This is a genomic window from Methylobacillus methanolivorans, from assembly GCF_054588515.1.
On sequence record NZ_BAAILT010000002.1, the window covers coordinates 1,072,382 to 1,094,485 of the forward strand.

22 protein-coding genes and 2 riboswitches are annotated in these 22,104 nt (G+C 53.1%); of the genes, 4 read left to right on the forward strand and 18 right to left on the reverse strand.

All coding sequences use genetic code 11. The annotated features are described in order from the left end of the window. Positions 1–33: 33 nt before the first annotated feature. The 10 genes from ureA to LG202_RS06315 all read right to left on the reverse strand — a co-directional run bounded on the left by ureA (position 34) and on the right by LG202_RS06315 (position 9,239). Complete coding sequence (ureA, locus tag LG202_RS06270) at positions 34–336, reverse strand: urease subunit gamma (RefSeq protein WP_230347543.1); 303 nt, start codon at positions 334–336, stop codon at positions 34–36. 75 nt (positions 337–411) lie between these two features. Continuing rightward, the gene (locus tag LG202_RS06275; protein ID WP_230347544.1) at positions 412–1,281 is read right to left on the reverse strand and encodes an urease accessory protein UreD; all 870 of its coding nucleotides are present in this window, start codon (positions 1,279–1,281) and stop codon (positions 412–414) included. A gap of 75 nt (positions 1,282–1,356) precedes the next feature. Then, the gene (gene urtE / locus LG202_RS06280; RefSeq protein ID WP_230347545.1) at positions 1,357–2,046 is read right to left on the reverse strand and encodes an urea ABC transporter ATP-binding subunit UrtE; all 690 of its coding nucleotides are present in this window, start codon (positions 2,044–2,046) and stop codon (positions 1,357–1,359) included. Between the two features lie 64 nt (positions 2,047–2,110). Next, positions 2,111–2,854 carry an urea ABC transporter ATP-binding protein UrtD gene (gene urtD, locus LG202_RS06285; protein WP_230347546.1) on the reverse strand — a complete coding sequence of 248 codons (744 nt, stop codon included), beginning with the start codon at positions 2,852–2,854 and terminating at the stop codon, positions 2,111–2,113. Beyond that, positions 2,851–4,011: an urea ABC transporter permease subunit UrtC gene (gene urtC / locus LG202_RS06290; RefSeq protein ID WP_230347547.1), complete on the reverse strand. Its 1,161-nt coding sequence runs from the start codon at positions 4,009–4,011 to the stop codon at positions 2,851–2,853. Before urtC ends, urtD begins: the two co-directional genes overlap by 4 nt. A 15-nt stretch (positions 4,012–4,026) precedes the next feature. Beyond that, positions 4,027–4,944: an urea ABC transporter permease subunit UrtB gene (gene urtB / locus LG202_RS06295; protein ID WP_230347548.1), complete on the reverse strand. Its 918-nt coding sequence runs from the start codon at positions 4,942–4,944 to the stop codon at positions 4,027–4,029. Between the two features lie 118 nt (positions 4,945–5,062). Continuing rightward, positions 5,063–6,307, reverse strand: coding sequence for an urea ABC transporter substrate-binding protein (gene urtA, locus LG202_RS06300; protein ID WP_230347549.1), 1,245 nt, complete (start codon positions 6,305–6,307; stop codon positions 5,063–5,065). A gap of 61 nt (positions 6,308–6,368) precedes the next feature. Next, the gene (locus LG202_RS06305; protein ID WP_459724528.1) at positions 6,369–6,719 is read right to left on the reverse strand and encodes an FmdB family zinc ribbon protein; all 351 of its coding nucleotides are present in this window, start codon (positions 6,717–6,719) and stop codon (positions 6,369–6,371) included. Between the two features lie 46 nt (positions 6,720–6,765). Continuing rightward, entirely contained in the window at positions 6,766–7,989 is a 1,224-nt protein-coding gene (gene fmdA / locus LG202_RS06310; RefSeq protein ID WP_230347551.1) for a formamidase, read from the reverse strand. 71 nt (positions 7,990–8,060) lie between these two features. Continuing rightward, entirely contained in the window at positions 8,061–9,239 is a 1,179-nt protein-coding gene (locus LG202_RS06315) for a porin (protein WP_230347552.1), read from the reverse strand. 212 nt (positions 9,240–9,451) lie between these two features. Between LG202_RS06315 and LG202_RS06320 the strand changes: the two genes are divergently transcribed. Beyond that, positions 9,452–10,015, forward strand: coding sequence for a hypothetical protein (locus LG202_RS06320; protein WP_230347553.1), 564 nt, complete (start codon positions 9,452–9,454; stop codon positions 10,013–10,015). Between the two features lie 171 nt (positions 10,016–10,186). On the opposite strand, the gene LG202_RS06325 is transcribed toward LG202_RS06320, so the two are convergent. The 5 genes from LG202_RS06325 to LG202_RS06345 form a co-directional block, all read right to left on the reverse strand. After that, the gene (locus LG202_RS06325; RefSeq protein WP_230347554.1) at positions 10,187–10,771 is read right to left on the reverse strand and encodes a LexA family protein; all 585 of its coding nucleotides are present in this window, start codon (positions 10,769–10,771) and stop codon (positions 10,187–10,189) included. Between the two features lie 89 nt (positions 10,772–10,860). Then, a complete protein-coding gene (locus LG202_RS06330) occupies positions 10,861–11,106 on the reverse strand; it encodes a hypothetical protein (RefSeq protein ID WP_230347555.1) in 246 nt (81 codons plus the stop codon). 85 nt (positions 11,107–11,191) lie between these two features. Next, positions 11,192–12,451: an MgtC/SapB family protein gene (locus LG202_RS06335; RefSeq protein WP_230347556.1), complete on the reverse strand. Its 1,260-nt coding sequence runs from the start codon at positions 12,449–12,451 to the stop codon at positions 11,192–11,194. Between the two features lie 69 nt (positions 12,452–12,520). Then, a complete protein-coding gene (locus tag LG202_RS06340; RefSeq protein WP_230347557.1) occupies positions 12,521–13,810 on the reverse strand; it encodes an LLM class flavin-dependent oxidoreductase in 1,290 nt (429 codons plus the stop codon). A 10-nt stretch (positions 13,811–13,820) separates the two neighbouring features. Continuing rightward, the gene (locus LG202_RS06345; protein ID WP_230347558.1) at positions 13,821–14,606 is read right to left on the reverse strand and encodes a 3-oxoacyl-ACP reductase; all 786 of its coding nucleotides are present in this window, start codon (positions 14,604–14,606) and stop codon (positions 13,821–13,823) included. 44 nt (positions 14,607–14,650) lie between these two features. Then, positions 14,651–14,756: riboswitch (TPP riboswitch) on the reverse strand. Positions 14,757–14,861: 105 nt separating this feature from the next. Beyond that, positions 14,862–14,966, forward strand: a riboswitch (TPP riboswitch). Positions 14,967–15,012: 46 nt separating this feature from the next. Between LG202_RS06345 and LG202_RS06350 the strand changes: the two genes are divergently transcribed. Then, positions 15,013–16,464 (forward strand): sodium:solute symporter family protein, encoded by a 1,452-nt coding sequence (locus LG202_RS06350; protein WP_230347559.1) that lies wholly within the window; start codon positions 15,013–15,015, stop codon positions 16,462–16,464. Between the two features lie 83 nt (positions 16,465–16,547). On the opposite strand, the gene LG202_RS06355 is transcribed toward LG202_RS06350, so the two are convergent. Further along, positions 16,548–18,104 (reverse strand): protein adenylyltransferase SelO, encoded by a 1,557-nt coding sequence (locus LG202_RS06355; RefSeq protein WP_230348055.1) that lies wholly within the window; start codon positions 18,102–18,104, stop codon positions 16,548–16,550. 265 nt (positions 18,105–18,369) lie between these two features. On the opposite strand from LG202_RS06355, the gene LG202_RS06360 reads away from it, so the two are divergent. Continuing rightward, positions 18,370–19,368: an LLM class flavin-dependent oxidoreductase gene (locus LG202_RS06360; protein ID WP_230347560.1), complete on the forward strand. Its 999-nt coding sequence runs from the start codon at positions 18,370–18,372 to the stop codon at positions 19,366–19,368. Between the two features lie 48 nt (positions 19,369–19,416). Here the strand turns inward: LG202_RS06360 and LG202_RS06365 are convergent, their stop codons facing one another. Then, a complete protein-coding gene (locus LG202_RS06365; RefSeq protein WP_230347561.1) occupies positions 19,417–20,061 on the reverse strand; it encodes a PEP-CTERM sorting domain-containing protein in 645 nt (214 codons plus the stop codon). A gap of 229 nt (positions 20,062–20,290) precedes the next feature. Here LG202_RS06365 and LG202_RS06370 point away from each other — a divergent pair, with 229 nt between their 5' ends. Then, complete coding sequence (locus tag LG202_RS06370; RefSeq protein ID WP_230347562.1) at positions 20,291–20,998, forward strand: Crp/Fnr family transcriptional regulator; 708 nt, start codon at positions 20,291–20,293, stop codon at positions 20,996–20,998. Positions 20,999–21,001: 3 nt separating this feature from the next. Here the strand turns inward: LG202_RS06370 and LG202_RS06375 are convergent, their stop codons facing one another. Continuing rightward, positions 21,002–22,015 carry a LysR family transcriptional regulator gene (locus LG202_RS06375; RefSeq protein WP_230347563.1) on the reverse strand — a complete coding sequence of 338 codons (1,014 nt, stop codon included), beginning with the start codon at positions 22,013–22,015 and terminating at the stop codon, positions 21,002–21,004. Positions 22,016–22,104: the final 89 nt, after the last annotated feature.

Consider the following 22,104-nt stretch of genomic DNA (forward strand, 5'->3'; position numbering starts at 1 on the left):
CAACGCCGCCATCCGCGTTTGTAGTGCCATGCCCTACGGAATCGGTTGGTGGACGGTGACCAGCTTGGTCCCATCTGGAAACGTCGCCTCCACCTGTATCTCCGGAATCATCTCCGGCACACCCTCCATCACGTCGTCACGGCTCAACAGCGTCGCGCCATACCCCATCAACTCCGCCACCGTCTTGCCGTCACGCGCGCCTTCCATGATCGCGGCGCTGATAAACGCAATCGACTCCGGGTAGTTGAGCTTGAGGCCGCGCGCCTTGCGCCGCTCCGCGAGCAGGGCTGCGGTAAAGATCAGCAGCTTGTCTTTTTCTCTTGGGCTTAATTCCATAGATAGTTCTTTTTCATAGATTCAATATGATGCGACTCAATCTGATGCCAATCACAGCAATAGGCGCTTGGCAAATCAGGTATTCCAAATCCGCGGCCGCACGGCAGGGCGCGCAGCATACCACGGCCGCAGCACTTGCCAGAGCCCCTCGAAATATTCTCGCGCGGCTTCCGAGGAACGACCAATGTAACGCGCTGAAAATATCTCCGGCAAGGCGCTAACGCCATAGTACGCATCGCCTTTTGCCTTGATTTCCCGACAAGCTTCCAGCACCTCAGTTGGTACAACCCCCGCTGCCACGACCAGACTGCCATTCACCGGCATGCCTTTCAAGCCAACACCGGAACGCATCACGACACTGTCCGGCTGGGCAAATAGTCGCTCATTCCAGATCAGTCGCCCTTCACGCCGAACCTGCATGCTTTGTCGCAATTCACCTTGCTGCCATTGCTCACCACGTGCCTGCCTGCCGAAACAGACAATATCCCAGCCACAAAACACTGCAGTTTCTGCAAGGTCTATCTCATTACTGAAATGCACTGCACTACCATCGAACAGGATGTTTTCCTGCGGCAGCCATTCCAGGCAACTGTTCGCCGCTAGTTGAAATCTTATTTCCTGACTGGCATGTAATTGATTGGCCTTGTACCACTTTCCTGCTCCGGGCGTCGTCAGCAAGGCAGAAGATGCACTAGCCAGTGTGGCGTGCAATTGCAAATGATCTCCCCCCGCCACGCCGCCTGGGGGATGAATGATGATGCCATGACAAACATCATCACCTTCAGGATAGAACATTTTTTGTACGACCAAGGGCCCTTGATGACGCTTGCCGACCAATGTCGTGCGCCCGGACCTTGCTGCAAAATCCAGTGCCAGCATGGCTTGCCAGCGCTTATCACTCCATGCCACCGTTTTTGTTTGTGCATCATCCATCGGCAGCATCATATCAATACATTACTTCAGATAACAAAAAAGCCTCACTGACAGCAATACGCCGCCAGTGGGCTTTGACCATATTGCTTAAACGGATAAATATCCCTTTATCTTGGCGGCATCCACTTCGCTGCGCTTGTTTTCGTGGATGAAATTACCCTTATCAATGACGATAATGCGGTCAGCAATCTCCATGGTGAAGCTCAGCACCTGCTCGGAGACGATGATGGTGATCTCACGCATCTTGCGGATTTCATTCAGCACCTTGGCAATATCCTTGATGATGGACGGCTGAATGCCTTCGGTCGGCTCATCCAGCAATAACACTTTAGGGTTGGTCACCAAGGCACGGGCAATCGCCAATTGCTGTTGCTGACCGCCGGACAGGTTGCCGCCCTTGCGGTTGCGCATGTCATAAAGCACCGGGAACAACGCGTAGATATCCTCGGGAATCTGGCGGGATTTGGACTTCTCTAAGCCGGTCTCGATGTTTTCCTGCACAGTCATGGTCGGGAAAATCATGCGACCCTGCGGTACATAGGCCAGGCCTTTTTGCACGCGCTGGAAAGTTTCACTGCCGTTAATGTCTACGCCGTCCACGCTGGCCTTCTTGCTCTTGCTCGGCAGGATGCCCATCAACGACTTGAACAAGGTGGTCTTGCCCATACCGTTGCGGCCCATGATAGCCAGTGTTTCGTTTTTGGCAGCACTAAAGCTGATGCCGTGGATCACTTCACTTTGTCCGTAGCTGACTGTCAGGTCTTCAATCTCAATCATTTTCTATCCTTTCATTGTCCGGGCTGGCGGCGCGAGACTTCAGGCAACGCGCCGCATATTTACATTAGTGGCCCAGATAGACCTCAATCACTTTTTCGTTAGCCTGCACCTTGTCCATGGCACCCTCGGCAAGAATCTTGCCCTGGTGCAACACGGTGACCTTGTGCGCGATCTTCTTGACGAACTCCATGTCATGCTCGATCACGATCACAGAGCGGTTCTGGCAGATACGGTTGAGAAGTTCCGCCGTCTGGTCACGCTCCTTGGCGCTCATGCCAGCCACGGGCTCGTCCAGCATCAAGAGCTCGGGGTCTTGCATCAACAACATGCCGATTTCCAGCCATTGTTTCTGGCCGTGGCTCAGCAGTGCGGCTTCCATGCCGAGGATATCTTCCATCATGATTTCCCTGGCAATCTTGTGCACCTGTGCCACCACGGCATCGCTGCGCTTGAAGAACAGGCTGCCAAATACGCCACGGCCCTTGGGATAAGACACCTCCAGGTTCTGGTACACCGTGAGGTTCTCGTAGATTGACGGTGTCTGGAACTTGCGGCCTACCCCGGCGCGCACAATCTCGTGCTCGGAGAGCTTGGTCAGCTCACGATTCTTGAACTTGATCGAACCTGCGGTAGATTTAGTCTTGCCGCAGATCAGGTCCAGCACCGTGGTCTTACCCGCACCGTTAGGGCCGATCACCACACGCAACTCGTTCTTGTCGATGTACATATTCAGCTTGTCGACTGCCTTGAAACCGTCGAACGATACGGTCAGGTCTTCGATAGCCAGTACGAAATCGGTATTACTCATGCTTTCACCCCTGCTTCCTTGGTTTCAACTGGCACAGCCTCAGCCTTCTTGGCCTTTGGTGTTTCTTCCGACAACTTGCGCAGGAAAGGTACTTTTTTCGCATATTTGTCGTAGATACCAGCCAAGCCATTCGGGAAGAACATCACCACGGCAATGAACAAGCCCCCCATCAGGAACAACCACATTTCAGGATAGGTTTCGGAGAACATGGTCTTGCCCGCATTCACTAACAAAGTGCCATATACCGCACCGATCAGGGACATACGACCACCTACAGCCGCGAAGATCACCATTTCAATCGAAGGCACGATACCGATGAAGGTAGGTGACATGAAGCCTACTTGCAGGGTAAACATCGCACCGCCAATCGCCGAGATCATGGCAGACAGGCAGAAGATGAATATCTTGAAGTTAGACACATCGTAACCAGAGAAACGGACACGCTCTTCCTTGTCACGCATCGCCAGCAGCAACATGCCGAACTTGCTGGACAACACATAACGAGACAACAGGATGCAACCAATCAGCAATGCAGCATTGACGTAATACAACACATACTTGGCGCTGTCAGTACGGATATCCCAGCCCAGCAGTGTCTTCAGGTCGGTAATACCATTCACACCGCCGGTGTAACCTTGCTGACCAATAATCAGGATGCTCAGGATCAAGGCAATGGCTTGCGTGATGATGGCGAAATACACGCCACCGACACGACGCTTGAACATGGCATACCCGATAAAGAAAGCAAACAGGGTAGGCACGACCAGAATAGCGAGGATAGTCAGTGGCAAGCTCTTGAACGGCTCCCAAAACCATGGCAGTGCGGTCAGCTGATTCCAGTCCATGAAGTCAGGGATGCCAGGGGTGGACTGGATCGCAGTACTCACTGGGTCAGACGCTTCCAGCTTGAGGAACATCGCCATCGCATAACCACCGAGGCCGAAGAAGATGCCCTGCCCCAGGCTCAAGATACCGCCATTGCCCCACAACAACACCAGGCTAACTGCCACGAAGGCGTAAGTCAGGTATTTACCTACCAATCCAAGACGGAAGGGTTCCAGCCCCAGTGGCAGCACCACCAGGATCAGGGCGGCGAGGATGCCGAGACCGATGGCCCCTTGTTTCCCGCCTAATATTTTGCTGAGTGTTTCATTCATGTTGTTCCCCTAACCTTACTTACGGACTTTGGATGCAAACAGGCCTTCTGGACGCATCATGAGGATGCCGACGATCACCATCAGGGTCGCGACCTTGCCCATGGAGCTGGTCATGAAGAACTGCAGGATGGATTGCGCCTGGGCAATGCCGAAGGCAGAGGCAATCGTTCCCAATACACTGGCGGCGCCACCGAAGACCACAACCATGAAGCTGTCGACGATATAGAGCGAGCCTGTGGTCGGGCCGGTAGAGGCAATGGTGGTAAACGCGGCACCAGCGACACCGGCAATGCCACAGCCCAGCGCGAAGGTCACGCGGTCCACCTTTTTGGTGTTGATGCCAACGGCACCTGCCATCACACGGTTCTGCACCGTGGCACGCACACGCAGGCCCCAGCGGGAGCGGAACATGAAGATGAAGACCCCCAGGGTGACCACGGCGGCGAGCACCAGCACGAAGACTCCATTGATGGGGATGTCGATATCCGGTGTTGGCTGGAAGGAGCCCATGAGCCATTCTGGCAGCACAGCGCTGACTTCCTTGGCGCCAAAGGTGGAGCGGAATAACTGCTGCATCACCAGGCTCAAGCCCCAGGTGGCCAGCAGGGTATCCAGCGGCCGCTTGTAGAGATGCCGGATCAGGACAAACTCGACGATATAACCAATGATGAATGCGATGATGAAGGCCGCGACAATCGCAAACAGGAAGTAGTAATTGACGATTCCGTAAGTCTCGGCAACCCGGGAAAGAAACACGGTGGTATAGGCGCCTATGGCCATGAATTCGCCGTGGGCCATGTTAATCACCCCCATCTGCCCGAAGATGATCGCCAGGCCAAGTGCCATCAGGAGAAGAACGCTGAACAGGCTTAATCCGGAGAAAGCCTGCATGACAACGATATTGCCTATCTCTGCCATTGAATAATCAAACATAATCGGCCTCCAGCCTTTTACTTACAGATTTAAATTCTGGTACTGCATACTGCTACTGCACGTCACAACAACCCCGTGCGGGGCTGTCGTGATTTATTGCATGTAAACCACTAGGTGATTATTGGTAGCCCTTTGGGAATGGATCAGGCTTGATCAACTCGGACTCGTAAACCACATCCGCTTGACCATCAGCACGCCACTTACCTACACGCAGCTTGCTTTCCAAGTGATGGTTAGGATCAACCTTCACGTAGCCTTCTGGTGCTTCCTTGAACTCGTAGCCAGGCAATGCAGCAGCGGCCTTGTCTACATCGAAGCTACCCGCACGCTCAACCGCAGCCTTCCACAGCCATGGGCCTAGGTAAGCAGCTTGTGTCACGTCACCAATCACAGCCTTAGGACCCCACATCTTCTTGAACTCAGCAACGAACTTCTCGTTGTTTGCGTTCTTCAGGGATTGGAAGTACTTCATCGCGGAGTAGAAGCCTTCCAGGTTTTCACCACCAATGCCCAGGACTTCATCCTCGGTCACGGAGATGGTCAGCATGTTCTGCTTCTTGGAATTCAAGCCAGCAGCGTTCAATTGCTTGAACCATGCCACGTTACTGCCACCCACAACCGCTGCGTAGATCACATCTGGCTTCTTCAGCTTGATCTTGTTGATCACGGAGCCGAACTGGGTATCACCCAGGGCGATGTACTCTTCACCCACGACCTTGCCACCTAGATGCTGCTCAATGTGCTTGCGGGCGATCTTCATGGAGGTACGTGGCCAGATGTAGTCAGAACCGATCAGGTAGAAAGTTTTGGCCTTCTTTTCCTTAGCTATCCAGTCCAGGCCTGCCAGGATTTGCTGAGTGGCTTCCTGGCCGGTGTAGAAGACGTTCTTGGATTGCTCCAAACCTTCATAGAAAGTTGGGTAGAACAGCAAACCATTGTCTTTCTCGAACACTGGCAACACAGCCTTGCGAGAAGCTGAAGTCCAGCAGCCGAATACAGTCGCTACCTTGTCCTTTTCCAGCAACTTCTTGGATTTTTCAGCGAAGGTTGGCCAATCGCTAGCGCCATCTTCCTGAATGATTTCGATCTTGCGACCCAGCACACCGCCCATGGCATTGATCTGGGCAATCGCCAGCTTCTCAGCCTGGATGGAACCGGTTTCACTGATCGCCATGGTGCCGGTAGATGAGTGAAGAATGCCTACCTTCACAACCTTGTCGGTGACAGCCAAGCCAGTGGTATTGACCTTGGCGGTTGAAGTATCGGCAGCAAAAGCGCTACCAGAAATAATGCCTGCTGCGAGCATTGCCCCCATCAGGGCGCCTGTCTTGGTGATGAACTGGCGTCGATTTGTCTTACTCATCAGATTTCTCCTGAAATTAAAACTAAAAAAGTGGGGTGTTCAACTAATTAACTACCGAACCCTAGTGACCAAGCATCCAAGGTCTGGCGGTCTTCTTGGTTTGCATCTGCAATAGGCTTCCTTTCTCTTTTCCCTGAGTGGATTGCTTCGAAGTCGATGATGAACCGCAGGTATGACCCCCAGAGCACCCACAGCTAGAGCGGCGGGTAGCCCGGGGTTCATGGGCAGATTTTTCGTTGCGTTCATGCGCACTTCGTTGCGCCTTGCCCATGATGGCCAGGCGTGGTGCCGAGACAATGCGCTCACTCAACTCGCCGCAATCCGGACAGATCGTAGGCTCACTGGATGTACTCATTTTCCCCAGTGCGGAAAACACTCCGCACTCATCACATCTGTATTCATACATAGGCATGGCGCTTCCCCTTATGCTTTCAAATCGTCAATCAAGAAATCTATGATCAGGATGTCTTGGCAACATCCACGTTGCCGGTGATGATCTTCACTGGGCCATCGGCATTCGGCTTCAGGTCAAAATCAAAGATCTCGGTTGGCAACCACAGAGTGGCACAGGCATTCGGGATATCCACCACGCCGCTGATATGGCCTTCAACCGGTGCAGTACCCAGAATCGCCACGGCTTGTTCGCCGCTGTAGCCAAATTTCTTCAAGTACTCAATCGCGTTGAGGCAAGCCTGGCGATAAGCCACTTGTACATCCAGGTAGTGCTGCTTACCCTGCTCATCCACGGAAATACCTTCAAAAATCAGGTAATCACGATAGTTAGGTGTCAATGGGCTAGGCTGGAACAGTGGATTCTTGACGCCATACTTCTTCACACCATCCTTGATCAAGCTGACCTTGATATCGAGGTAGCCAGCCATTTCGATCGCGCCACAGAACGTGATTTCGCCATCGCCCTGGGAGAAGTGCAGATCGCCCATGGAAAGACCACCATCCTTGACGTAAACCGGGAAGAAAATCTTCGAGCCCTTGGTCAAGTTCTTGATATCGCAGTTACCACCGTGATCGCGTGGAGGCACAGTACGTGCGCCTTCCTTGGCTGCTGCTGAGGCCTCTTCGCCACTCAGGCGCCCCATGACGGCACCCGTTGGGTTAGGAGGCAATCCCAATGCTGGCACACGATCAGGATCAGTAGCGATCAATTCAGCTTCGCGCTTGTTCCATGTATCCAGCAACTCACGGGATGGCAAGCAGCCAATCAAGCCTGGGTGCATGATGCCGGCGAACTTGACGTTGGGAACATGACGGGAGGTGGTATAGATACCGTGAAAATCCCAGATACTTTTTGCTGCTTCAGGGTAATGATCAGTGAGGAAACCACCACCATTTTCCTTGGCAAACAAGCCATTGAAGCCCCATTGTTGATCTTGCAAAGTACCTACATCCAGGATGTCCACTACCATCAGGTCGCCTGGCTCAGCACCTTCAACACCAATCGGGCCACTCAGGTAATGCACCTGCAACAGGTCGACATCACGAATGTCGTTTGCGCTATCGTTGTTGCCGATCTGGCCACCGGTCCAATCCATGCACTCAACACGGAACTCGTCTCCAGGCTTGACCATGGCGACCATGGGCAAATCAGGGTGCCAACGATTATGAATCTGGCCGTCCTGTTCCCAGGCTGGCTTGTCAAAATCCAGCTTAATCAAGGTCTTCATCTATACATCCTCCTTAAAAAACTCAACTCATGACGGCCGTCATTCCATCCAGGAATGACGGCCATTCCCAACTAGAATTGCAACTGCAGACCTACTGTGAACTTGTCGATATCGCTCAAGCCCTCAGTCTTGGTCTTGGTGTAGACGGTGCTGATACGGGCGTTATGGCCGTCAATGATGTAGTTCAGGCCTACGTCGTACTCTTTCTGATCACGGCCAATCGTGCCGTCTGCATCAAACTTCTGGTAACGGCCATAGGGTTGGAACTTGCCCCAGCCCACGGTATCGCCAAACATCCAGGACACTAAGCCGAGGTAAGCCTTGCCTGGTACGGCACCAGTGAAAGTACCGCCACCAGCAACGACTGCTGCGGAATCTGCAGCAACGGCTGCATCACTGAAGTTGTATTTGTAAGCAGCCCCTTCGAGGTTCAGCACACCTGCAGCAAATTTCTTCTCGAATAAGGCATCCACGTTGTAAGCCTTGTAGTCATCACTGTTGCCAGCAATACCTACTGCGTCCTTCTGGAACATCCCGACCAGTGCGATGGAGAGCACGTCCTTGCCGTAGTACGCACTGCTGGTGTAGTAGGCTGGATCGTTGTTTGCATCCAGGAAGTCATACTGGATACGACCGCTGTACATCAGGTTGTCGGAACGGTTGGGGTTCAGTGCACTGTCATTGTTGAAACTGGAAACGCGATTACCTTCATAAGCACCCACGGAGTAAACCAGGCGCTTGTCGAGCAACTTACCCCAGACGGTCACACCAATATCACGGCCAACGAACTTGTTCTGGTAGCGAGACACCACACCTGGGTAAGACCAGGCATTGAGGAAGAAAGGACCATCCAGATTGGCACGGTCTGATGGTGGCAACAACTGACCCATCCAGATATTGAATTCATCCATGAACTCAAATTGCAGATAAGCATCCAGGGTGCTGATGTCATCCTTGCCGCTACCATCATTAGTGGTAGTGAAAGTATTGAACGTCGCCTTGATATACTTGTTGAAAGAAGCATTGATGTAGATACGCGCGTCATCCACATCAAAATCCTTGGAACGTGAGCTACCATTAGGTGCTGCATCCTCAACGCTGGTGAATGCAGTACGCACGCCCAAGCCGATGCTGATAGACTTATCTTCACCGAAAGTGATCGTGCCTGCAGCTTGTGAATTCATGGATGGCAACGCAGCGGATGTTGCCAGTGCCACCATGAATGCACACTTCTTCATCTTGAATTTCATTTCCCTTACCCCTTAATTTAAGTTTCACCAAAAACCATCAAACCGAACGGTGAACTACCCGCTAAATCTTTCGTGTTGCCAGATTAGCGATTGAGGGGGTCGGCTTAAATACGTCATATTGCGTACATGCCAGAATCAGGCCGCATGGTAATTTGGCCTCGTCGACAATCAATGCCTATGCCGGGGATGGCATGGGAAATATGGAAAAACACATGAATAATCAAGGATTACTAACGACAATCCCTGCCGCCATAACCCTATGCTTGGTATTGGCAGGATGCGGTGGTGAATTTGCATATAAAAGAGGCGCTGGCGTACACGACCTCAACACGGCAAAAAATGCATGTCAGGCACAAGGCCTGCAAGGCAATGCATTTGCACAATGCATGGAAAACAATGGCTGGGTATTCCACAACCCACAGGACAACCTGGATGATGATGACCCTGTCATCAAGGCATCACTAAAGAATGACTATCGAGATACCTCGACAGTGCAGGAACCAGCACCTGTTGTCGCAATCGCTGCCGACGCAAAAACCAGCGTAACGCAAGAATCACCGGCACCAGCACCCAAAAGCCCGCTGGATATGTTTACTGTGAGCTCATGGTGGAAAATTGGCAGAGGTGCAGACAATCTCAAGGCTGATATTCAGCAATGCGTGGCAAAGCTGGGGCCGGAACACCAGCCTGATATGTCAGGTACCACGGCAAAAGCGAGCCGAGGCTTGTTGCTCTGCATGAGAGAGCTGGGTTGGAAAGCGCTACAGGCGCAGTAAACCAGCGAATAGTCTATACACAGCGCCCCACAAAATCTGTGCATAACTTTGTGGGCAGTCTGGGGATGGCAAAATTAACTTGCTGATGCAATAAAGAGAAATGCCGCTGCCTATTTTCTAGGCAGCGGCATCATTTTAGGCGTAATACAGAGTGGCTTAAGCGATGTGGACTTAGCTATATTTGCGGAACTGCCCCACCACCACCCCAAAAATCTCGAAATCACCATTGGGGCGAATCACCGGAAAATCCTTGTTGGCAGGAATCAGCACAAACTGCCCATCTTCCTTACCCAAGGTCTTGAGCGTAAATTCGCGGTTGAGGATAGCCACGACAATATCGCCAAGATTGGCAAAAGGACGTTTTTCCACAATCACGACATCGCCATTAAAAATCCCCGCATCCTTCATCGAGTCACCACGCACTGTGATGAGGATGGTTTGCGAGGGCTTTTCGATAAGGTAATCATCAATACCCATCGTGTCTAGGGTATCGCCATATGATGGTGTGGCAAACCCGGCCTGTACCGTGCTCTCAGCCAGAATCCGCTCGAAAAAACGCCTACCCGGCTTGAGCCGCTTATCAGGCGCATAGTCGAGGAAGCCCTGTAACTTGAGCCGCGCCACGAACGATGTCACCGCATTCTTAGATTTAAACCCAAGCAATTGCGCGACATGGCTAAAAGTCGGCAATGTCTTGTGTTCGGCGAAATAGTCCTGGATCTTGCCCAGGTATTCAAAGTCTTTGTCTTGTCCCATGGGTGAAAATTTACTGTACGAATGTACACAAAGTCAAGCTTTGGGACAGAGTTTTTTTCATCACAACACGGCATGCATCATGCCCGTGATCATTCCGCCTTGACTGGTTTGTCTTGTTTATCCTCTGGTGGAGCCAACTGCAAGAGGAACTCTGCCACCTGACGAGCACACTCCAAGGGAAACAAAAGCTCCTGTTGGCGAATGTTTTCCATCGCGCCATCCATGCCAATCACCGTCATCCTGACTTCCTTATACTCTGTCGTTTCTACGGAGATCATGGGGCGATCAAGGATCACCAGATTGGCCTTGTTCTCTTTTTTCTGATTGTCTGCCATGCGTGCTCCTTTATGCAAAAAAGGGCGGCATGATAACAAATTCCTGCCTGCTTAATACCTTTACCGTGAACAATCTAGCCACTTCTCAGGTAAGCAACATCACTAATAAACCAGCAGCCAAAGCGACACCAATCACAGGATAAGTACGCCAAGCCAGTGCTTTGCCTCCAATAACACCGACTAAAGCTGCCTTCACCACACTATTGCTGATCACGGCCAGCACAATACCCTGCGTCGCCACGTTCATCCCCAACTCGTGCAAGGCATTACGCGATAAAGACAAGCTGATGGCATCGACATCGGTTAGGCCAGCAAGGATAGAGACCAAATAAACGCCAGCATCCCCCATATAGCGCCTGCCCGCCTCAACGAGGAACAAGATCAGGCTTAACAGCAAGGCAAAACGGATAGCTGGCCTTAACTCAAAAGGGTTGCGTAGTGGTGTTTCTGCATTGGCTGGCTCTTCCTTGATAGCCCTTAGCCAGAAGACCCCGGCTCCGGCAAGATACACTAAACACATCACACTCAATGGCCAGGCAATATGCGGCAATATGGAAATATTCACCGCGGCCACAATCAGCAAGACACGTGGAAACATCAAAGCTGATGTCGCCAGCAGGCCTGCTGACAATACATTCTGCAATGGCTTGCTGGACAAGCGTGACAGGGTAAGCGTCATGGCGGTGGAAGACACCAAGCTACCAAGGATAGCCGTCAACATCAGGCCATAGCGTGTGCCAGTAAGACGAATGGCGATATAGGCAATGAAGCTCAGCGCGGCGATCAGCACCACCATCCACCACGTGGTATAAGGATTGAACACGCCCCAGGGATCATAAGTCTCGTTCGGTAATACGGGCAGCATCACCACGGAAATGAATAGCAACTTGAGCGCACCGGAAACTTCGGCCTCACTCAAGCGCTTGAGCAGGGAATGCAATACGTTTTTCAGGCTGAGCAACAAGGCCACCACCACGGCACCAGCGCTTGCCAGCATCACGTAGCCAGACAAAGCAAGACTGCCCAACAGGAAGGTGATCAGCAAGGCCAATTCGCTGGTGATGCCATGGTCACCAGTGCGGCGCACATCCACAACGTACGCAATACCCACCACCAGCATCAATGCCGCCAGTACCGTCACCCATACGACCATGCCCATCTGCTGCCCCAGCAAAGTGCTCAAGCCTCCCAGCAAGCCAGTCAAGGCAAAGGTGCGGATGCCTGCACTTTGGTATGAGTCGTTTTCATCGCGCTCTTGCCAACCGCGCTCAGCGCCGATCAATAGCCCAGCACCCAGTGCAATGAGCAGGTGCAGCATGGTGTCGATAGCAAAGGTCTGGTGCATTGATTAGGCTCTCGGTTATATCTGCAAGCATGATACCAAGAGCCAGCATCCTCTGGCACAAAGACAATGCTAGACGCGTACCGGCCTAGCCAGCCCTAGATGACTGCGCAAGGTGGCATGCTCATAATCGTGGCGGAACAGGCCGCGCTGTTGCAGGATGGGAATGACATGATCGACAAAGTCCTGCACGCTTTCGGGTTGCATCGGCGGCATCAGGTTAAAGCCATCTGCCCCGCCATTGCGGAACCAATGCTCCATCTGGTCTGCCACCTGCTCTGCCGTGCCAACCATGGTGCAATGCCCTCCCCCCGCAGCCAGGCGGCCCAATAGCTGGCGCACGGTAGGCTTTTCGCGTTCAATAATGCGTAACACGGTGGCATAGCGGCCCTTGGGGCCGGTAAAGGCCTCCAGCGGCGGCAAGGGTGGCACTGGTGCATCAAGCTCCCAATCCATGCAATCCTGATCGATAAACAACTGTAATTGCCGCAGGGATGTTTCTGCAGGCAATAGCTCATCCAGCGCCCGCTGCTTGGCACGCGCCTCGGCCTCAGTTGAGCCAATAAAGGTCACAAGACCTGGCAGGATAGGCACATCCACTTGTCTCCCGGCAGCTTTGACTCTAGCCTTGACGTCGCCGTAATAGGCCTGGGCCGACGGCAGGTCATAGGCCACGGCATAAATCGCCTCAGCATATTTCGCGGCGAGTGCGCGGCCATGATCGGAAGCGCCCGCCTGGAACAGCACAGGATTACCTTGAGGTGGGCGCGGTACGGTCAAGGGGCCATCAACGAGGAAATGTGCGCCTTGGTGATTGATCTGCCGAACCCGGCTTTCATCAACGTAATCTCCCGCGCGGTCGTTGAGCAATGCACCATCATCCCAGCTATCCCACAGTTGCAATACCGCCTGGATGAATTCCTCAGCCCGCGCATAGCGCTCAGCATGGCCGGGCATCGCTTCATAACCGTGGTTCCTTGCTTCAACATCAAACATCGACGTCACCACGTTCCATCCTGCACGTCCACCGGAGATATGGTCCAGCGATGCCATCAGTCTTGCTGCATGGAAAGGTGTGTAAAACGTGCTGGAAATGGTGCTCACCAAGCCGATGTGCTTGGTAGCACGGCTAATGGCTGTCAGCATGGTCACTGGCTCGAGGAACCAGCGCGGCCCATCAGTAATGTTATTGGTCGCATGCCCATCGGCAAAGAACACCGCATCCAGCTTGCCACGCTCGGCTAGCTGGGCCATTTCCTCGTAATAGCGAATATCACCCAGGCGTTCGACCTGGGAATCCGGGTGGCGCCAAGCAGCGTTGTGGTGGCCGCAACCGAACAGGAATAAATTGATGTGCATCATCACCACAGCCCTAATTCTTCACCAAGCCACCATCCACAACGAGATTCTGCCCCGTCACGGCACGCGACCAGGGCGAGGCGAAAAACAGCACCGCATCGGCAAACTCTTCTGGTGTCGTCACGCGGCGTAATGGTGTACTGGCAGCAATCAGATCAAACACGGCCTCTGGCGTGGCAGCAGAAGCATCGGTTGTACGCAGCAAGCCGCCCGACACCATATTGACAGTAATGCCCCCCGGCCCCAAATCTTGTGCCAGGGTACGTGTGAGTGACAACAAGGCCGCCTTGGCAGCAGTGTAATCGTGATAAGGCACTACCGGGTTCTGGAACAAATTGGTGCCGATATTGATCACCCGCCCCCAACCCTGTGCACACATGCCAGGCAAGGCCGCCTGCACAGTATTCAACGCGCCCTTCACCACCCCATCGAACTGTTGCTGCAGGCTTTCCCAGCCAAGATCGGCAGCATGAGCTCGGGCATCGCCATTGAACTTGAAATCCGGCAGCGCATTGTTGACCACCGTCGTCACTGGCTGAGCGAAATGTGCCTGTGCCTGCTCCAGCATGCAACGCACAGCCTTTGCATCGCTCACATCCGCACCTATCGCCAATGCACGTTCAGGCGCTTCAGCCACGAGCCTGGCCGCGGCAGCCTCGCTATGAAGATAATTGATGACGACCCTTGCACCCTGATCGAGGAAGGCACGGGCAATATGCTGGCCCAGCCCGCGTGCGGCACCGGTGACGAGCACGACTTGGTCTTGAATACGGAGTTGTGGGGCTGATGGATTGTTCATGTCATTCCTTTGCAGTAAATCATGACAAAGGAAGACACCGCAGCCAGGGCTGCGACAGGCATTCCTCCGCCAGTATGATCTGGATCAGGTATACGGGTTTGCTCTCAGCCCTGTGGAAACCATTCCATCAGGGCACCCCGTGCCGAAAGGTTGAACCATAGCACGGAATATGAACGATTCACATCCAATGCATTGTGAAAATCGTGATGAAAGTCGTTATAATCCGGCACCAGAACGGCCACTTGCTATTGGCCCGTTCAATCCTGGGGGAGCCGATCACGGCTGAGAAATGGCAATGGGCCATGACCCTTAATACTTGATCCAGATCATGCTGGCGAAAGGAAGGAAGTACCGCATCGGGTTTGCGTACTCCTTGTCGTTCGTTGATTACAGGAGTCACCACAAGATGCTCAGTACACAAGCCACGCTCGCTTGGCTGATTTTTTTCGCCGCCGCTTTCGCCATTCTCGGCATGGCTTACTCGCGCCGTTATCGCGGTAATCTTGAAGAATTCATCGTCGCCCGCAACAGCCAAGGCTCCATTGCCAGTGTCATGGTGCTACTCGCCTCTTCCCTCGGTGCATGGATATTGTTCTCGCCAGCTCAAGCGGCTACCTGGGGCGGCCTCACCGCGGTGATCGGCTATGCCCTTGGCGCGATGTCGCCGCGCATTGCCATGATCCCGCTCGGCAAGCGCATGCGTGAACTCATGCCCAATGGCCACTCCCTTACCGAGTTTCTCATCGCGCGCTATGGCAAGCCAATGTATCTGCTCGCACTCAGCATCATGCTGTTTTACCTATTTATCGCCATGAGTGCGGAGATCACCGCCATCGCCAAGATGGTGACCATCCTTGCGCCAGTGCCGCTCTGGGCCACGGCAGCCATCGTGCTCGGCTTCACGTTGCTCTACACCACTTATGGTGGCTTGCGTGCCTCTATCTTCACCGACAAAGTGCAGATCGTCATCATCATCCCGCTGCTGGCAGCACTGGTATTTATTGGCTGGAAAGCAACCGGTGGCGTGGTGCCTGTCATGGACAAGCTGCGCGAAACCGCACCGCAGCTCATCGACCTACACGATATTGGTGGCATCAAGGCCGGGCTGACCTTCTTCGTCGCCATCCTGCTCACCGGCATCTTTCATCAAGGCAACTGGCAACGCATTTACTCTGCGAAAGACATCCCTGCCATGCGTAACGGCTTCCTGCTGGGTGGTTTGCTGGTCGTGCCATTCATCTTCATCATGGGCTTGTTCGGCCTGGCCTTCATGGCGATGACACCACAAGGTGATAGCTCGGTAGCGCTGTTCAGCGTGGTCATGCCCAACATCCCGCTTTGGCTGGCCATTGCGCTGATTCCACTCGGTATATCCCTGGTGATGTGCAGTGCAGATAGCGCGATCAGCGCGATTTCAAGCATTGTGGCTGTGGATATCGGGCGAGTGATGCCTAAGCGTAGCGCTTCGAGCTTGATGCGATTGTCACGCTGGCTAGTGCTGCTGGTCGCAATCCCGGTGTTGATTGTTGCTGCACAGGGCTACAGCGTGCTTTACCTATTCCTGCTCGCCGACCTGCTATGCTCGGCGGCGGCTTTCCCGGTCTTTTTCGGCCTGTTCAGCCGCTCGCATACCGGGCGAGAAGCGGTCATGGGCACCATTGCCGGACTGGTCGCAGGATTGTCCATGTTCCCCACGCCAAATGAACCCGCGACCCACTTGCTAGAATCCTTCCTGCTGGCGGCCTTGACCCCCGTAGCAGTCATTACCATCACCCGCCTGCTCAAACGTCGCAAGGAACACTTCGAGCTTGCTTCGTTGACACATGCAAGCCGCAGGCTGGATCAAGAGCAACTCTAACGACCCTAACAACTCAAAGGGCGAGCGCAGCGATTGGGCATCGCTGCGCTCGCCCTTGATATTATGTGAAGTGAAGTATTAAATCAGGAACTACAAGACAGCATCGAGCATCCAGCCTTGTGCTTGGCCCAATCCGGTCGCAAGGCAGCAAAGCGCTCCTTGCCTGGCTGTTCGTCGTAAGGCTGGCGCAACACTTCCAACAACTCTTCTATCAAACTGTTATCACCAGCATCTGCCAGATCGATGGCTTGTTGCGCCAGGTAGTTGCGCAAGACATACCGCGGGTTGACACGGTTCATGGCCTCTTTCCTGGCTATTGGGTCACGTCCATCTGCAACCGTTGCCTGGCTATATTGCTTGAGCCAATCACTGAACCTGGGCTTGAAGGTTTCCCATAGTGCATCGCTATAGGCCCCGCTTTCCAAGATGTCCAAGTCTGGCTGGGTGGCTTCGATCAAGGCCAGCTTGCGGAAAAATTCGGTCATGTCGATCTCGGCCTGGGTCATGAGATCGAACACTGCGGTGAACAAAGGCTCATATTCATCGCGCCACTGGCTAAAGCCAAATTTGGCAGCCAACACGGCACCCCACTCTTTGTTGTAAGCCTGGTCGAATAGCATCAGGCCTTCGTCGTAAATTTCCCGCTCTGGCTTCAAGGCATACAACGCTTGCGCCAAGCGCTCCAGATTCCAGCGGGCAATCTCGGGCTGGCGACCAAAACAATAACGACGGCCTGCGGCATCAGTGGTATTGGGCGTCCAGCCAGGGTCGAAGTTATCCACCCAGCCGTAAGGGCCATAATCAATAGTAAGGCCGAGAATCGACATATTGTCGGTGTTCATCACGCCATGGACAAAGCCCACGCGCATCCAGTGTGCGACCAGGCGCGCAGTGCGTACACAGACAATGGCAAACCACTCGGCTAAACGCTCATCTTCGGGGAAATCAGCCAACTCAGGAAAATCACGGTGAATAGTGAAATCCACCAGCGTTTGCAGCGTTTGTTTATCCTGGCGCATGGCAAAAATCTCGAAATTGCCAAACCGGATAAATGAGGGCGATACACGGCATACGATTGCGCCCTTCTCAGCCTGCGGGTTGCCGTTATAAAACATATCGCGAATCACAACATCACCGGTCTGCACCAGGCTCAGGGCACGCGTAGTGGGAATGCCAAGATGGTGCATCGCCTCGCTGCAAAGAAATTCGCGTACCGATGAGCGCAACACGGCACGGCCATCCGCCATACGTGAATAGGGTGTCACGCCCGCGCCCTTGAGTTGTAACTCCCAGCGCTGACCCTGGCTGTTTACTACCTCGCCAAGGCTGATCGCGCGGCCATCGCCCAACTGCCCGGCCCAATGTCCAAACTGGTGACCTCCATAACACATGGCATAAGGTTCCATGCCTGGGATAAGGCCATTGCCAGCCAAAGCATTCACCCAGGCCGGGGACTTAATGTCTTCCTCACTCAAGCCCAGTGCCTGCAACATCTCGGACGAATAAGCCAGTAACTTGGGAGCGGATACCGAAGTGGGCATCACACGTGACCAACAGGCGCCATACACCTGACGCAACTGGTTAGTAGTATCCGGGTCACCAGGCAAATCCCGCAGGAAACGGTTATCAAAAGTAGGCATCATCACAGTGGGGATTTCATTATCAAAGGTCATATAGAATGACAGCGTTGCCTATTGTATGTTCTCTGCTGAGATAAATTAAGTTGGCAGGCTGCACAATAAATAGGCAATAGCAAATTCCACATGATATAACAACCGTTTAGCCAGCTCATGCGCATGCTGCCCACAAAGTTACCCACAGAAATTGTTGAGCTAGTACTACTTTCATCAGAACCATGGGAATATGGCAATGTCTCTGCAACATCCACCTGGATATTGAAAAGCGATGATTCCATTTTCCATTCTTGATCTCTGCCCTATTGTGCAAGGTAGCACGCCAGCAGAGGCCTTCAGCAACTCCGTCGCGTTGGCCCAGCTTGCCGAGGAGCTAGGCTATCGACGATTCTGGCTGGCAGAGCATCATAATATGCCGGGCATTGCCAGTGCAGCCACTTCTGTCGTGATTGGTCACGTTGCCAGCCACACTAGGACAATACGCATCGGCGCTGGCGGCATCATGTTGCCCAACCATGCGCCACTGGCGATTGCCGAGCAATTCGGCACGCTGGAATCCATCTACCCTGGGCGCATCGACCTTGGGCTGGGTCGTGCTCCCGGTAGCGATATGACCACAGCGCGCGCTTTGCGACGCGACCTGCATGCCCATGGGGAAGATTTTCCGGACTTAGTCGCAGAGCTCCAGCATTACTTCGCCCAGCCCCAGGCGGGCCAAAGCATCCGTGCAGTGCCTGGAGCCGGATTAAACATCCCCCTGTGGATATTGGGCTCTAGTTTATATGGTGCTCAATTTGCCGCAGCACATGGCCTGCCATTTGCCTTTGCTTCGCATTTTTCACCCACGTTCCTGCTACAGGCACTTGATACCTATCGCCGCAATTTCCAGCCATCAGCCTCGTTGAATAAGCCTTATTTCATGGTCACGGCCAATATCCTGGTAGCCGATACCGATGAGGAAGCGCGCTATTGGTTCAGTTCGCAGCAACAAGGCTTTACCAACTTGCATCGTGGCACGCCGGGCCAACTGCCACCACCCGTAGATGATATTGAGCAATACTGGACACCTGCCGAGAAATTAAGCGTCGAGCGCATGTTGGCTTGCTCGCTGGTTGGCTCTGCTACCACCGTAAAGGCCGGGTTGAGGAAACTACTGAATGACCTCATGCCTGACGAATTAATGGTGACTGGCCATGTGTTTGACCTCGCAGTACGCTTGCAATCATATCGTGCCGTTGCCACCATTCGCGAACAACTGTCCACAGAATGAAAAAAGCCAGGCAATAAGCCTGGCCAGGGGCATGTATACCACTAGGTGTTAATACAGGTGATGTTGATCCTGCTGGCGTTTACGCCTGCTGATCAACCCCATCACGCCTAGCCCCAATGCCAGCATGCCATAAGTGCTAGGCTCAGGTACTGCGGTGACCACCACACCATCGAGGAAAGAACCATAGGAAGGTGCATTCTGTGGCTCAATCGAAGTGAACTTGAGCGTGGTAAGCGCATTAGAAGCTACCAGATTGCTGAAGTTATAGATCACCCATCCGCTGTGAGAGGTAACTGAAGTTGCAACCACCTGGTTCCCGCCCCAATACACTTCCAGTGCGCTATTAAGCCCCCCCGGAGTATCGGAACGGCCTGAGTAGGCAAAGCTCAAGTTATAAAGCTGCCCTGTTGTTGTCGACAAATCCTGCCAGATTGAAGTCAGGTTGGTAGAGTTCAACTCCAGATATTGCTCGCCATCGTATGCAGTATTGAACGCTGACCAACCACCATGATCGCTGCCACGCTGTATCTCAAACAGACCGTCAGAGTACCAGCCAGTCACATTAGCCAGTTGCTCATAAGCACCCGAAATAGTATCGGCCTCAAAACTACCATTCACCACGATATTCGCTGCATTTACCCCGCTACTTGCAGCTAGTAGTGTTCCACAAGCTACCATCGTCAATTTATTCATTTTCTCTTCCTTCTCACATTAAACATGCTTAAGAAAATTACATAAGCCCAGCTATGAGCGCCAGGTTGGATGAGCATGCATGGCAGCCAAACTCCCCACTGTGCGATACCGAACATAACTTAATGATTTATAGGAAAATTAGCCCAATCGGACTAATGCAGGGAAATTGAGCGCTCAAGGTTAAATTGATCGGCATATACTGAATTGCAGCACCTTGGCTGGAGGCTATATGGATATACCGCTCACCCCACATCACAACACCTTGATCAATGCACTGCCACTGGTAGATCAGGAGCAACTAATAGCAAGCCTGGAGCCATACTCCATGCAGTTGGGTGATGTGTTGTACGAATCGGCACAAGTATTGAAATATGTGTATTTCCCGGCCGATGCTATCGTGTCATTGCTCTACGTGATGGAAAACGGCGCATCCGCAGAAATTGCCGTTGTCGGTGGTGAAGGCATGGTGGGCACACCCGTGATCATGGGCAGCAACACCTCATCGTGCCGTGCCGTGGTGCAAAGCGCAGGATATGGCTATCGCATCCGCGCCAGCACGCTCAAGCATCTTTTTGATCACAGCCATACCGTTGCGCATTTACTCCTGCGATACACCCAGGCATTGATCACGCAAATAACCCAGACCGCCGTCTGCAACCGTCATTGCGTGCTGGAGCAACAGCTTTGCCGCTGGCTATTGCTCAGCCTCGACAGGCTACAGAAAACCGAATTGATCATGACGCAGGAACTGATCGCCAATATGCTGGGCGTCAGGCGTGAAGGCGTCACGGAGGCTGCTGGCAAGCTACAGCGGCAAGGCTTGATCAGCTACAGTCGAGGCCATATTCATGTGCTGAACCGTTCCGGCCTGGAGCGCATGGCATGCGAATGCTATCAGGTCGTCCGCCAGGAATACGCCGCGCTGTTGCATGCATGAGGCCTAGAACACAGCCTCGGCAGTGTTATTACGATCAATGATTTCGCGAATGGTGTTGCCCTGCTCGCATTGTGCGAAGTGACACTCCTTGTCCAACATATTGTCAGGACAACCGCTCAACAACGGGCAATGACCGAACAATTCAGCAATCCAGTCAACGAAAGCCCTGACTTTTGGAGACAAGTGCCGATTATGCAGATACACCACTGAAATCGGGTGGCTGGAGGGCTGCCACTGCGGTAAGACTTCTATCAACTCACCAGATTCAAGATGCGGTAACACCATGTAGCGCGGCACCTGAATCAAGCCAAAACCTTGCTGCGCACAGGCAACATAGGCTTCACTATCGTTGACGGCTACCTTCCCTGTCATTTTCACCTCGGTCACATGGCCATCGACAACAAAATCCCAATCCATGTTCCGCCCGGTGCGGCTGGAGAAGTAATGCACGGCATGATGATGCTGTAAATCTTCCAAGCTCTGTGGCACACCGTGCTGCTCCAGATAACGCGGAGCAGCACAAGTCACGAGATGAAAAGCACCGATACGTCGCGCCACCATGGTCGAATCCTGTAATTCACCAACACGCACCACGCAATCAACCGCCTCCTGCACCATATCCACCGGGCGATCGCTCATGCCCAGCACCAGCTCTACATCAGGGTAGCGCGTATAAAAATCACACAGTTTGGGAATAATAATCAAGCGCCCAATTGAGGCAGGAACATCAATACGTAGCCGCCCACTTGGGCCGCGTGTCACGTCGCGGAACAAAGCCTCGGTTTCGTCCACCTCGGCCAGGATACGCATGCAGCGCTCATAGTAGGCAGCCCCATCTGGGGTCAGGCTCAAGCGACGCGTGGTACGGTTGAGCAAACGCACCTTGAGCAGTCCCTCCAGCGCCTGGATGGTAGTCGTCACCGTCGTTCGCGGCAAACCGAGGCTATCTGCAGCACGCGTGAAACTATTGGCATCCACCACCCGGGTGAACACCTGCATTGCCTGAAATCTATCCATAGAGATGTCTTAATTTATATATCAATTATTCTTCATTCTACTAACAATCAACATACAAATTAATACATTATTCAAAAATAAACAGCAGT